The sequence below is a fragment of the Streptomyces sp. NPDC003327 genome, from assembly GCF_053589515.1.
The window spans coordinates 42,562-56,722 of record NZ_JBSFSA010000016.1 but is presented as its reverse complement, the minus strand read 5'-3'; the positions used below and the strand labels follow the sequence as shown (position 1 = coordinate 56,722).

Below are 14,161 nucleotides of genomic sequence, written 5' to 3'. Positions count from 1 at the left end.
GCCCGGCATTCCGTCACACCCCCAGTTGAAGACCCTCGGCGGCCTCCTCGACCATACCGAGGCCGAGACGCCCGACCCGCACGGCGAAGGGCTCGCCCGCCACCACGAGGCCCGACAGTCGGATCGCCCCGAGCGGCGCGGAGGCCGGCGGGCGGACCGCCACGGAGCGGCCGGGCGCGTCGGGCCTGATCCCCACGAGGGCCGTGAGGACGTGGACGGCTCCGGCGGCGGCGACCGCGGCCGGCCGGCACGCCGCCGGGTGCGGCACGGGCCGTCCTCCGGCGGTGCGCTGCTGTCCGCCGTACATCTCGGGGAGCCGGTGGCCGAAGTACTCGGCGGCGTCGAGCAGCCCGTTGACGAGGGAGGAGGCCTCCCGCTCGTATCCGGCGGCGACGAGGCCCGAGACGGCGACCGCCGTGTCGTGGACGCGGACGGCGCCCGCCCGGTGGCCGAAGGGATTGTGTCCCGGCTCCTTGGCGCCGAGGCCGCGCAGCCCCCACCCGGTGTCGAACGCGGGGGTGCCGAGGAGGCGCGCCACCTGCTCCGTCTCGGCTTTGTCGAGGAGCCCCTCCGCGGACTGCCCGGCGCCGAGCAGTCCGGTGTCGAGGAGGTGGGCCGCCCAGCCGCCGGCTCCCGCCCAGGTCCGGCCGTCCGCCGCGCGGGCGACGGCGGGCCGCCCGCCCGACCGGTCGTCGATCCAGAACTCCCGGCGGAACCGCTCGCGCAGCGCCCGTGCCACGGCGCGCAGCTCGTCTCCTCCGGGCCGCCCGCAGCCGTCCAGCAGATCGGCGCCGAGCAGGGCCGCGCGGTGGGCGTGGGCCTGGGTCTCGGCCCGCCAGGGTCCGGTCGGCCCCGGGTCGGGCACGAGTCCGTCCTCGGCGGTCGCGCGCCGCAGCCAGCCGAGGCACCGCTCGGCGACGGGAAGCAGCTCCTCCAGGTCGGCCGGAGGAAGCCCCCAGCGGCGGGCTTCGGCGAGGACGACGGGGAAGGCGAGGGTGGCCTCGATCCCGGAGCAGCGCGGCGGAAGGTTCGGGCCTCCGTCCCTGAGGGGTCCGGGGATGCGGCCCGAGTCGGCGGCACCTTCCGGGAGTTGGGCGCGGCCGAGGGCCCTGAGGGTGGTGACGGCGAGCCGGGTGCCGAGGGGCAGGGCCATGCGGGCGGCCCAGAGCGCCTCGGCGGTGACGGGTCCGCAGCGCCAGGGGACGCCTGCGGCGAGGTGGACGTCGGCGGGGTGGCCGGGGTCGCGCTGGAGGAGGGCCCGCAGGTCCTCGACGGAGGCGCGCAGGAGCTCTCCGGCGCGCGGGTCGTCGCACTCGGCGAGCGCCTCCGCCAGGAGGTGGCCGCCGGGCCGTCCGGCACCGCCGCCGCCCGCTGCCGCCCCGGCGCCGCTCGGCCGGTCCGCCCGCACCTGGAGCCGCAGGGTGAAGGAGCCGCCGGGCGCGAGCTCCACCTCCCAGCGGAGCACCCCGGCCGCCGCCAGCGCGTCCATGGGCGGCGGGTCGGCCGTGACGGCGACGGACCGCCCGTCGGCGGCGGTCCAGCGCAGTCCGGTGCCGTGGACGCTCGCGCCGAGCTCCGGCCCGGGTCTGCCCGACGCCACCGTGCCCAGGTCCGCGAGGTCCGTACCCAGAGCGACCTCCACGGGGAGGCGGAGCGGCCGGGTGACGGCACTGCGCAGGGTGATCCGTTCGGTGCCGTCGGCGCTCCTGGTGCGCTCGACGGTGAGGGCCGGGTCGGGGCCGATGTCTCCGGGGACGCGGAGGGCTCCGAGGAAGACGGCGCGGTCGGCCGCGGCGAGGCGGCCCTGGAGGGCGACGGGTTCCCGTCCCGCCACCCGGAGGACGCTGCGGGAGAGGAGCCGCCGCCCCGCGGCGTACACCCCTTCGGCACCGCGGCCGGTGAGCTGTCCGTGCTCGGCGCTGACGGCGAGGGCGGGCAGCGCCACGCAGAGGAGGGCGTCGTGCACGGAGGGCAGCTCGCCCGACCGCTGTGCCCGTGCGGGGCCCGCGGGGCCGGCCGGCGCGGGTCGGTGTCCGGTCGGGTGTCCCGCGGAATGCCCGGGGGCCGGGTGGGGGCTGGGGGCCATGACGGGTGTGAGGTGCTCTCTGTGCGTTCCGGGCGGCCGACGGGACGTCGGTGGCACGGTGCGCGCGACTCCGCCACCGTGGAGAACGCGCCCGCGGGCGACCGGGTCACGGGTGTCATCCGCCGCTCCTCGTTCCGCGCGGACCACCGCTGCGCGCCGGGCCGCCCGCGGGCTTCGCGCGCTCCCGTCCGGCCGGCCGCACCCCGGCGGGCGGCGTCTGGCCCCGCGCGGTCCGGCGTCCGGGCCCGCCCGGCGCCTGCCGGGTGCTCCGGGGGCGGGCGGCGCGGGGCGCGGAGGGCGCCGCCGTCGGGGCCGTCCCGCCCTCGGCCGTCCGCTCCGTGGCGGCCCGGGCGTCCCGCTCGCCCCTCAGGCAGGCGCGCAGCGACTCGGGATCGAGCCCTTCGTTGCACGCCTTGTGCAGCAGCCGGGCGAACGTGTACTCGGAGTCCGCGTCCAGCGCGAGGTCCAGCGCCACACGCGCGGTCGGCTCGTCGCCCAGGGACCAGGAGACCCAGCCCGCGAGGCTCAGGGGCGCGGCGGCGTGCTCCACGTACGGGCCGACGCAGCGCCTGGCGAGCACCCGCCAGAGGCGCAGGGCAGCCGCGCCCTCCCGCCCCTCCATCCATTCGGCCGCCCGGTCGCGGGTGGCGCGGTCCTGGAGGCCGATGACGAGCGCGGCCGCCTCGTCCACGGTCACCAGGGCGTCATCGGCCGCGTCCGCCTCCGCCGCGCCGGCGCCGCCCGGCCGCTCCGGACCCTCGGGGGCTTCGAACCGCCGCAGCACCTCCCGGGCGAGCCGCAGGGTCGACTCGCGCACCTCGCTCCGGCCGCGGTCTCCCGCGGCTTCGAGGATGCGCGGCACGATGGCGGTCGCCGCCGCGTCGAGGGCCGCCCGCTGGTGCTCGTCCCGGGGCGTGCCGGCGGGCTTGAGTCGCGCCTCCATCTCGCGCAGCGAGCCCCGCACCTGGATGCCGGCGTAGGCGGCGGCCGCGGCCATGACGGAGGTGCCGGTGAGCGCGAGCGGAGTTCCGTCGGGCGGGCAACAGCGCGCGTCGGGGCAGCAGTAGGAGAAGTACAGGCCGTCGGAGATGCAGAGGACTTCGTAGACCGGGATGTCGAGGGCTCCGCAGGCCGTGCGCAGGCGCTGCGCGAAGGGCCGCAGCCGCTCCATGGCCCGGCGCGCCGTCTCGCCGGGGGCGGGGTCCTGGCAGAGGAAGGCGACGACGCCGTCGGGGGGCGTGCCCTGCCGGGCGCATCCCTCGACCAGGCAGTCCGCCAGGTGGTCGGCGGTGGACTCCCACTCGCGGGGCGAGCGGGGGATGCCGAGCCGGACGCGGCCGCCGAAGCGGCCGTGCTCGCCGTGGAGCGCGACGAGGACGACCGAGTCCGTGGGGTGGAAGCCGAGCATGAAGGGGAGGGCGTCGGCCAGCTCGGCCGGGCCGCGCAGGGTGATCTGCTGCGTACGGGACGGTCCGCCGAGCCCGCTGGTTTCGTGGTGATTCGCGTTCATGGTCACGACCGTCTCGTGATCTCCCGAAATCCGAAACCCCTGTGGATAACTCCCGGTCCGGGCCGACTTCGTACCATCGGTTTGTCCACAGGTGCGCACTCCGGGCTGGGCGCCCCCACCCTCAGGCACCCGACGCCCCCAGGGTCAGTCCCCGGGCACCGCCGCGCCTCCCGACCCGTCTCCAGGCCCGCCGCCCCGCTCCGCCCCGCCGCTGCACGTGGTGCGGCCGAAGGCGCCGGTGGCCGTGGCGCGTTGGACGTGCTTGCCGCGCACGGTCAGCGCGCAGCTGGCCGTGCCGCCCTTCTCGCCGAGGGTGACGTGGACGATCGGCACGGCGTCGAGCGGGACGGTGACGGTCTTGCGCCAGGGCAGCCCGACGCGCGTCGCGACGTCCGCCTTGTCGCCGTCCGCCCCCCGGTAGGAGATGTCGGCCGCGCCCTCCCCCAGCACCTCGTACGTCACCTCGTGAGTGGCGACGGGCGCCGCGTCGCGGGCCGCCTCGGCACCCGAGGTCGCCGCCCGCCCGTCCGCGGTTTCGTCCCCCGCCAGCCGGACGCCGGCGAGGACCAACGCGCCGCCGACGAGCAGCAGGGCCGCCGCCACGGCCGCCGCGCCGCCCCTGCGCCGACGACGCGACGGAGCTTCCGCTTCCGCCACTTCCGCCAGTTCCGCCGCCTCTTGGGGTTCCGCCGGGCCTTCCGATTCCGACCGATCTTCCGACTCCGCCGGACCTTCCGACTCCGCCGGACCTTCCGACTCCGCCGGACCTTCCGATTCCGCCGGACCTTCCGATTCCGTCGGACCTTCCGATTCCGTCGGACCTTCCGATTCCGCCAGGTTCTCCGATTCCACCGGGTCCCTGGACTCCGGCACATCCTCCGGTATTTCGATCTTCTCCGACATGGCGGCACTTTCTGTCGAGTCGGTCGTGAGGGCCGCGACGGCGGCCGAGGTGAATGCGCGTGACTTATACACCACCCGATTCAGCGTGCGCCAGGCGACGGAGAATTCGGGCAACGCACCCCAATCACCATGGAGGGGCGAGCTGAAATGCCCTGAATGGGCGCATGGTTGACGGCGCGTCGATCCTGTGGTGAAGAATCCGTCCGCCGCGACCGGCACGCCCCGGCCGAGGCCACTTCCCCCTGGGGAAGGTGGCCTGGTTCCGCATGCCCCGAGGCGCTCCGTTCGAGGTCAAGTCCATCGCGACCGGTCGGCACAGCGCCCGGACCGGCGCGTCGGGTGCACCCTTCCGCCCTGCGCGGAGGGTGCCGAAGAAGGGATTGGCGTGAAAGTGAGATACGGGCGGGCGATATCCTGCCTCGTTGTTTCTGCCGTCGTCAGCACCATGATTCCCCAAGTCGCCCAGGCGGCACCGGTCTCGACCAATGACGGCGAAGGCATCTTCGACACCTTGACCGGCTGGTTCTCGGACGACGAAAGCGCCGCGGCCGGAAAGCCGGCGCAGCCGTCGACCGGCGGAACGCCCATACTGCCGAGCCGCGAAAAGCTGCCGCCGGGCAAAGCGGCCGGAAAGGCCCACCGCGTCGCGGAACTGACCGCCGACCGCACGCCGAACGCCCGTTACTGGAAGATGTCCGACGGGCGCGTCCAGGCCGAGGTGTCGGCGGTGCCGACGGCCTACCGGTCGGGGTCCTCGTGGAAGGACATCGACCCGACGGTCATCCCGGCCCGCTCCGGCGGTTTCGCCTTCACCAACACCACCAACCTCGCCCGCAGTTCCTTCGGCACCGATCCGGCGAAGCTGCTGCGCTTCGAGGCCGACGGCGGCCACGCCGTGACCCTGGGCCTGGCCAGCGGCTCCGGCAGGCTCACCCCCGTCGCCGAGGGCGACACCGTCACGTACAAGGACGCGGTGGCCGGCGCCGACCTGACGTACCAGGTGGGTCCGGGGCGGGTGAAGGAGAACATCGTCCTGGACGCGAAGCCGTCCGGACCGGTGTCCTTCACCTTCACGCTGGACCCGGGCGGTCTCACGCCGAAGCAGAACAAGGACGGCTCGGTCCACTTCTACGGCGAGGGCGCGGACCCGGTCCTCGTCATCCCCGCCGCGTTCATGACGGACGCGCGAAAGGACGCCTCCTCGCCGTACGGCACGGGCTACAGCTCCGCGGTCCAGCAGAAGCTCACCCGGGCGGGCCAGGGCTGGAAGCTGACCGTCACGCCGGACGCGAAGTGGCTCGCCGCGCCCGAGCGGCGGTATCCGGTCACCATCGACCCGACGATCTCGATCTCGCCGACGCCGAGCACGGCCCAGGACGTGATGATCTCCTCGGACGGCCCGGGGACGAACTACACGGACAGCTGGCGCCTTTCGGTCGGCAACACCCCCACCGGCTCCTCGCGCGCGCTGCTGCGGTTCCCGCTGACCGGCGTCCCGTCGGGAACCCGGCTCGATTCGGCCGATCTGAAGCTCTACTACGACCAGAGCCACACGACCCAGGACACCGCCGTCCCGCTGGAGGCGCACCGCGCCACCCAGGCGTGGTCCGAGGAGACCGCCACCTGGAACAACGCGAACGCCCTGACCGGCGAACTGTCGGGCACGGCGGTCGTGGTGGACGACGGTGACACCGGCCGGACGGCCGCCGTCGGCGCCTGGCCCACGTCGGGCAACGCCGCCTTCACCCAGTACGCCGTCAACCAGGACTACCTGTACAACAAGGACTCGGTCGCGGGTGACTCGTACACCTGGCAGCCGAGCCTTCCCGAGGACGGCACCTACCAGGTCGAGGCGCACTACGTCCCGGCCTCGGACCGCGCCACCGGCGCGCCCTACACCGTCACGTACGACGGCGGCTCGAAGACGTACACGGTCGACCAGCAGGCCGGTACGGGCGGGGTGTGGAAGACCCTCGGCTCGCATCCCTTCAAGGCGGGCACGCTCGGCAAGGTCGTCCTGGGCGACGGCCCGGCCTCGACCGGCACCTCGGTGATCGCGGACGCCGTCCGCTTCACCAAAGCCAGTGTGGTCACCAAGAAGGTGGGCGAGGCGAACACCTGGCACAGCTTCCCCGTCACCAAGACGGTCCAGCAGTGGATCGACGGCACGTACGCCAACAACGGCTTCGTGATCAAGGCGGCCGACGAGACCGCGACCGGCCCCAAGGGCGGTCCGCGGTACGAGGGCAGCGAGTACGCGTACGGCGGCGAGACCGCCACCTACCCGCGACTCGTCCTGACCTTCGGCCGGCAGGGCGTCGACCTGGCCAACCCGACCACGATCCACGCCACCGGCGCGGCGCTGGACTGGTCCGCCTACCAGGACCCGAACCCGGTCGCGACCGGTGACGACCTGGTCGAGTACCAGGTCCACCGCTCGATCAGCCAGACGTTCACCCCGTCCGCCGCCACGCTCGTCGCCCCCGTCGCACCCGGCACGACGTCCTTCACGGACACCACCGCCGTGCCGACGAGGGCCGACGACCCGGACCCGTTCGGCCGCGCGTACTACTACATGGTCGCGGTCAAGACGCGGGACGGTCAGGTCGTCGGCGCGCCGACCCAGCTCGTCCGGCTGCCGAAGGCCGGCCGGACGACGAAGGTGCTGTACGCGACCCAGGACACCACCCTGTCCTCCGCGCAGCCCTCGTCCCCGCACGACACGATCGAGGAGCTCGGCCCGAAGAACTGGCTGAGCGTCGGCAACAACTCCACCTCGCTCGGCGACACCCGCGCCGTCCTGAAGTTCCCGGCCCTCGGCCTCCCCGCCACCGCGCGCGTCCTCGACGCGCAGGTGCGCCTGTGGAGCATGCAGACCACGACGGACAGCCCGGGGGCGACCTACCAGCTCCGTCCGCTCACGCGGGACTTCGACGAGGCCGCCGCCACCTGGGGCAAGGCGGACGCCGCCACCAACTGGACGTCCGCCGGCGGTGACTTCGGCGCGGTCGTGAGCGACCTGGGGTCCTTCACAAACGACCCGACGCGGCACAACTGGGACGCCACCTCACTGGCACAGTCCTGGGTGACCAGCCCGTCGTCGCAGCGGGGCGTGGTCCTCAAGACGGCCGACGAGTCCGTCTCGCAGGAACGCACGATCTTCCTCTCCTCCGAGGCCGCCGAGGACCGGCTCCGTCCCCGGATCGCGGTCACCTACATCGACTCGACCACCGAGTCGACGTACTACGCGCCGCAGACCCCGGCCCGGATCACCCCGAACAGCGACCACGCGGTCGAGTTCACCCTCACCAACACCACCACCTCCGTCTGGAAGGCCGGCACGCACGCCCTGAGCTACCGCTGGGCGCTGCCGGACGGCACGGACGTCACCACCGGCGGCAACCAGCTCCAGACGGCCCTGCCCGCCGACCTGCTGCCCGGCGACTCGGTCACGCTGCAGGCGAAGCTGCGCGCCCCCGTCAACTCCGACTCCGGCAACAAGCGCACCGAGTACGTCCTCACCTGGGACGTCCGGGACACGGCCGCGGCCACCTGGCTCTCCGGCACGAGCGGCATCCCCGGACTCCGGCAGAACGTCACCGTCGAGGACCCGACCTCGGACCAGCTCGGTCTGGAGAAGTACTACTCGTACAACGGTAAGAACACCGGCGCGGGTTCCTCGCTGATGAACAACACCGCCGCCGGCAACAGCGTCTGGCAGTACAACGCCCTCAGCAACCCGGGCCGCGGACTGAACACCTTCGTCCGCTTCGCGTACAACACCCAGGACACCTCGGACACCGTCGCGGGCCACGGCTGGTCCGTGCAGGCCGCGGGGCCGATCCGGCTCGGCGCCCCGCTGGACTTCCACCCCAACCCGCATCCGCGCGAGGTCCGCCTGCCCGACGGGGACGGCACCACCCACGTCTTCCGTCTGCAGGCCGACGGCACCTGGAAGGCCCCCGCGGGCGTCCACTTCCGGCTGACGTCGAAGCCGGGGCTCGACTGCACCCCGGCCAAGGACCCGGTCCCGGACGCCTGGACGCTGACGCGCCCGGACGGCACCCGGTTCGTCTTCGGCTGCGACGGCTACCAGACGTCCGTCGTCGACAAGAACGGCAACACCCAGACGTTCACGTACGTGGAACGCAAGTCAAACAACAAGCCGACGAAGTTCCTCACGTACATCACCGACCCGACCGGTCGCCAGACGCTGACCGTCACGTACTACAGCAAGTCGGACACCAGCAGCCCGAAGATCATCGACCACCTCAGGTCGATCACCGACATCTCGGGCCGGAAGCTCACCTTCGAGTACTCCGACAAGGGCCTGCTGACGAAGCTGACCGACGGCGCGGGCTCGTCCCAGCCGAAGGTCTTCGGCTTCACGTACGACGCCACCCAGGGCAACAAGAACGTCAAGCTCGTCTCGGTCACCGACCCGCGCGGCAACGCCACCGGGCTCGACTACTACTACCCGAGCGAGGGCGACGACCCGAAGTACCACTGGTGGACCCAGACGATCACCGACCGTCTCGGCGGCACCACCGGCTTCGCCTACGCCCCCGACGCGGCCAACACGCGCTTCACCTCCACGGTCGTCACCGACGGCGAGGGCCACCCGAGCACGTACGTCACCGACGACTTCGGGCGTCCCGTGCGGTCCGTCAACGCCAAGGCGCAGCAGACGAAGCTGGCGTGGGACGCGGACAACAACGTCACCTACATGGAGGAGAACAACGGCGCCGTCACCGCGTACTGCTACGACGCGCTGACCGGCTACCCGCTGTGGAAGCGCACCGCCGAGCAGAACAAGGCCGGCGTGCCGCCCCGGAGCGACTGCGCGCCCGGCACGTACCCGGCCGGCGCCCAGAAGTTCGAGTACGTGAAGCGGCTGGACGGCTACTCCTCCGACCTCTTCCGCAAGACGTCGCCGGAGGGCCGGACCTGGCAGTTCGGCTACGACACGTTCGGCAACCTGAAGACGGTCACCGACCCGAAGGGCGTCGCGACGCCCACCGAGGGCGACTACACCACGCGGTACGAGTACGACGCCCACGGCCAGCTCACCAAGGCGACCGACGCCAACGGCAACGCCACGGTGAACAGCGAGTTCGCCCCGACCGGTTCTCCGGCACGGATCACGGACGCGCTGAACAACAGCTCGACCTACGAGTACGACGTCCGCGGCAAGGTCACCGCGACGACCGACCCGCTGGGCCACCGCACCACGCAGACGTACGACACGTACGGCCGGCCGCTGGTCAGGACGGTGCCGAGGGACCAGGCCAAGAACGACCTGATCACCGTCCCGGCTCCCGACTACGACGCCAACGACAACGTCACCAGGGCGACCGCGCCCACCGGGGCGGTCTCCACCGCGGTGTACGACGCGGCCGACCAGATCACCGAGGCCACCTCGCCGCAGGACTCGCCGACCGCGCCGCTGCGCCGGACCCGGTACACCTACGACAAGACCGGCCACCTGAAGACGACGACCGAGCCGAAGGGCGTGGCCACGCCCGAGGTCCCGGACGACTACACCACGACCCAGTACTACGACGAGATCTACCAGCTCAGCGCGGTGGTCAACGCCGCCGGTGAGAAGATCTCGTACACGTACGACTCGGTCGGCAACACCGTCAAGGTCGTCGACCCGAAGAAGAACCGCACGGCGGACCCCGACGACTTCTCGTCGAAGATGACCTACGACCTGGAGCACCGGGTCACGTCGGTCACCGACCCGCTGGGCAACGTGACGCGCCGCGGCTACGACAAGGACGCGCTGGTCGTCGTCGACACCGACCCCGACGGCAACACGACCCTGTCCAGCTACGACGAGCGGGGCCGCAAGACCGAGGTCAAGGTGCCGCACACGGGCACCGCCGGCGCGATCACCTACCGGACCACCCGCTACGAGTACGACCAGGTCGGCAACGCCACCCGGGTGATCACCCCGCGCGGCACGGAGACCGCGAACGCCGACGACTTCACCCGGCGCACCGAGTACGACGCGCTGAACCGGCCGGTCAAGCAGTACCTGCCGTACGACCCGTCGGACGCCCGCTACAACGACCCCAACGTCTACACGCAGACGTTCTACGACGCGGCCGGCCGCGTCACCCGCACCTCGCTGCCGCCGTCGGAAGGCCAGACGGTCCGCAACGACACCGAGTTCACCTACTACGACAACGGCTGGACGAAGTCGTCCACCGACCCCTGGGACATCCGGACCAGCTACGCGTACAACGACCTGGGGCTGCAGACCTCCAGGACGCTCAGCTCCGCCGGGGGCTCCGTCAGCCGCACCATGGGCTGGAGCTACTACCCGAACGGCAAGCTGAAGGAGAAGACCGACGACGGCGTGCCGGTCGGCACCTCCGTGCCGCTCGTCGACAACTCCGACTTCCAGCACACCGGCTCCACGGGCACCTGGACCACCGCGAGCGCCGCCGGTCAGCAGGGCTTCGACCACCGCGTGCACGCGGCGGGCACCGGGACGGACGCGTACTCCTGGGCGCTGAACGTCCCGAAGAACGGCAAGTACACCGCCTATGTGAAGTTCCCGCAGGTCACCGGGGCCAGCAAGACCGCGAAGTACAAGGTCACCCATGCCGCGGGAAGCACCGAGCGGACGGTCGACCAGACCACCGCGGCGGGCACCTGGGTCGCCCTCGGCACGTACGACTTCATCCAGGGCAACGCCGCGAAGCTGGAGCTGTTCCAGGCCGCCGACGGCAAGGTCGTGGCCGATGGGGTCAAGCTGGTGCGCGACCTGACCGGCGACATCGACGCGGAGAAGCACCACTTCCGCTACGCCTACGACCTCAACGACAACCTCTCGCTGATCGACGACCTCTCGAGCGGTGCCGAGGTCGACACGTACACGATCTCCTACACCGGTCTGAACCGGGTGTCCCGGATCACCGAGACCCTGGCCGGCCAGGAGAAGACCACCACCTCCTACACCTACGACCCCAACGACCAGCCCGAGACGATCACCCACCCCGACCAGTACTCGAAGTACACCTACGACCTGAGGGAGAAGGTCGCCTCGGTATCGGTGGGCACCTCGCCCACGGACACCGACCCCAAGGTCACCTCCTACACCTACGCCGACCGCGGTGAGGTGCTGAAGGAGACGAAGGACAACGGCAACACCGTCGACTTCGCCTACTACCTCGACGGCACGGTGCGCTCCAGCACCGAGAAGAAGGCCGACGGCACGCTCGTCGCCTCGCACGCCTACGCCTACGACGCCAACGGCAACAAGGCGAAGGACACGGCGAAGAAGATGAACGCCGACAACCACTCGGCGTATCTGGAGTCCACCACCGACTACACCTACGACCCGGTCGACCGGATCGCGAAGTCGGTGAAGACCGGCAACGGCGCCGCCACCGAGACGTACGTCCACGACGACAACGCCAACGTCGTCCGGCAGACCGTCGGCGGGGCCACGACCGACTTCCGCTACGACCGCAACCGGCTGCAGACGTCCACCACCGCCGGGTCCGTCACCTCCTTCACCTACGACCCGCTGGGCCGCCAGGAGTCGACGACCCAGAACGGCCAGATCGTCTCGCGCAGCGTCTACGACGGCTTCGACCACGTCGTGGAGTCCCAGCAGCGCGGCGCCGACGGCGCGATGAAGTCGACGACGTACACCTTCGACCCGCTCGACCGCACGTCCTCGAAGACCGCCGAAGGGAAGACGACCGACTACCGCTACCTCGGCCTCTCCCAGGAGGTGCTGACCGAGGAGGTGGCCGGCAAGCTCACCAAGTCCTACCAGTACAGCCCGTGGGGCCAGCGCCTGTCGCAGGTCAAGCACAACGACAACGGGACGACCGAGGACGCGTACTACGGCTACAACAGCCACACCGACGTCGAGACCCTGACCGACACCAGCGGCAACACCAAGGCGACGTACGGCTACACCGCCTACGGCAACGACGACTCCTCGGAGTTCACCGGCATCGACAAGCCGGACGCCGCCAACCCGACGAAGGAGGACTACAACTCCTACCGCTACAACGCCAAGCGGTGGGACGCCGGTTCCGGCACGTACGACATGGGCTTCCGCGACTACGACCCGGGGCTGAACCGCTTCACCAGCCGGGACATGTACAACGGGGCCCTGGCCGACATGGGTCTGGGCAGCGATCCCTTCACGGGCAACCGCTACGCCTTCACCGGCGGCAACCCGATCAGCAACGTCGAGATCGACGGTCACTGGTTCGCGCTCGCGATCCCGGCGGTCGCGGTGGCGTTCGTCGCCGCGGTCGTGGTCACGGTCGCCATCATCGCCGTGGCCGCCGCCGTCGAGTACGTCGTCAACGAGGTGCGGGACCGGATCGACGAGGCCTCGCGGAGCCGGGACGACACCGACGACCAGCCCGCACCCGACCCGCGGCGCGTCCCCCGGCCCCAGCCGGAGCCCGACAGCGGCGACGACGACGATGACTCCCGCTGCGGAGAGGGCTGGATCCAGTACGGCGAGCGCGACGCGGCCAACGGGAACCGGGCCACGGCGGCCGAGGCCTGCCTGACCAAGGAGTACCTGCAGAAGAACAAGGGCACCGCGGTGGGCTCGAACCCGCCCGGCTACCAGTGGGCGCAGGACTTCGCCAAGGGCAAGGGGCTCGACGCGCAGAAGAACGTCAACGCCTGCCACCTCATCGGCAACAAGCTGGCGGGCAAGGGCGTCCTGGCGAACCTCTCCCCGTGCGCCCGCGGCGCCAACGCCAAGCAGGTCGGCTCCACCCAGGGCGACGACCACATGCGGAAGTACGAGGCCATGGTCTACGACGCCGTGATGGCCGGCCAGGACGTCATGTACACGGTGTCGCCGCGCTACGAGGGGAACCGCACGGTGCCGACCGGGTACGACATGTCGGCGTACGGCATCAACCCCGACGGCTCGGTCGGGATCAACTTCACGACGTTCATCCCGAACGAACTGAGCACGGGAGACAATCTGGGAACCCAATTCGACAACACCGGTGCGCAGGCGCCCACGGGGAGCACCCCATGACGCGGGCCGACGCCACCGGCCGGACCGACGATCACGTCGGGACCGACGGAATCCGAACGGACACGGAACGAGGTACCGATGAGTGAGCCGACCGACCTGGACGCGCTGCGACGGCTCATGCCGCCGCCCGCGGACGGGGGCACGACGGTCGACTGGGCCGCACTCGCCACGTCGTGGGGCAGGCCGTTCCCGCCCGACTACCGGCGCTACATGGAGGTCTACGGCGCCGGAGCCGTGCAGAACTACCTGTCGATCGGCAGCCCGGAGCCCAAGGTGCCGCTGGAGCGGGCGCAGCGGGACGGCATGGTGATCGAGACGGCGAACGCGGAGGCCGACTGGGAGACCGAGGACAAGACGCCCGAGCTGGAGGGCACGTCCCCGACGCTGATCTCCTGGGGGGTCTCCGCCACCGCGGACATGCTGTGCTGGGACGCCACCGACGAGGACCCCGCCACGTGGCCGGTCGTCGTCTACCAGCGCAACGAGTCCCTGTGGAGCCGGTACGACTGCGGAATGGTGGAGTTCCTCGTCCGGAACTTCCGTGCCGAATGGCCCGAGAACCCCCTGGGCGGCACCTTCCTCTGGGACGTGAGCGAGGTGACGTTCCAGCCGCAGGGCTGACGTC

5 protein-coding genes are annotated in these 14,161 nt (G+C 71.7%); 2 read left to right on the top strand and 3 right to left on the bottom strand.

Going from position 1 to position 14,161, the window contains the following annotated elements; genetic code table 11:
- Positions 1-13 precede the first annotated feature (13 nt).
- The 3 genes from ACWDVG_RS16055 to ACWDVG_RS16045 all read right to left on the bottom strand — a co-directional run bounded on the left by ACWDVG_RS16055 (position 14) and on the right by ACWDVG_RS16045 (position 4,253).
- Positions 14-2,086 carry an amylo-alpha-1,6-glucosidase gene (locus ACWDVG_RS16055; protein ID WP_451699790.1) on the bottom strand — a complete coding sequence of 691 codons (2,073 nt, stop codon included), beginning with the start codon at positions 2,084-2,086 and terminating at the stop codon, positions 14-16.
- A 115-nt stretch (positions 2,087-2,201) separates the two neighbouring features.
- Complete coding sequence (locus tag ACWDVG_RS16050; protein ID WP_451699789.1) at positions 2,202-3,596, bottom strand: DUF4192 domain-containing protein; 1,395 nt, start codon at positions 3,594-3,596, stop codon at positions 2,202-2,204.
- A 144-nt stretch (positions 3,597-3,740) separates the two neighbouring features.
- Positions 3,741-4,253, bottom strand: coding sequence for an MmpS family transport accessory protein (locus ACWDVG_RS16045; RefSeq protein ID WP_451699788.1), 513 nt, complete (start codon positions 4,251-4,253; stop codon positions 3,741-3,743).
- Between the two features lie 691 nt (positions 4,254-4,944).
- Between ACWDVG_RS16045 and ACWDVG_RS16040 the strand changes: the two genes are divergently transcribed.
- Positions 4,945-13,536, top strand: a complete 8,592-nt coding sequence (locus ACWDVG_RS16040; protein ID WP_451699787.1) for a golvesin C-terminal-like domain-containing protein — start codon at positions 4,945-4,947, stop codon at positions 13,534-13,536.
- A gap of 78 nt (positions 13,537-13,614) precedes the next feature.
- The gene (locus ACWDVG_RS16035) at positions 13,615-14,157 is read left to right on the top strand and encodes a hypothetical protein (RefSeq protein WP_451699786.1); all 543 of its coding nucleotides are present in this window, start codon (positions 13,615-13,617) and stop codon (positions 14,155-14,157) included.
- The last annotated feature ends 4 nt before the right edge of the window (positions 14,158-14,161 follow it).

What these genes read in the sequence shown, in the direction of transcription:
- ACWDVG_RS16055 (WP_451699790.1), bottom strand. Translation starts at nt 2,086, where the DNA reads ATGGCCCCCAGCCCCCACCCGGCCCCCGGGCATTCCGCGGGACACCCG.
- ACWDVG_RS16050 (WP_451699789.1), bottom strand. Translation starts at nt 3,596, where the DNA reads ATGAACGCGAATCACCACGAAACCAGCGGGCTCGGCGGACCGTCCCGT.
- ACWDVG_RS16040 (WP_451699787.1), top strand. Translation starts at nt 4,945, where the DNA reads ATGATTCCCCAAGTCGCCCAGGCGGCACCGGTCTCGACCAATGACGGC.
- ACWDVG_RS16035 (WP_451699786.1), top strand. Translation starts at nt 13,615, where the DNA reads ATGAGTGAGCCGACCGACCTGGACGCGCTGCGACGGCTCATGCCGCCG.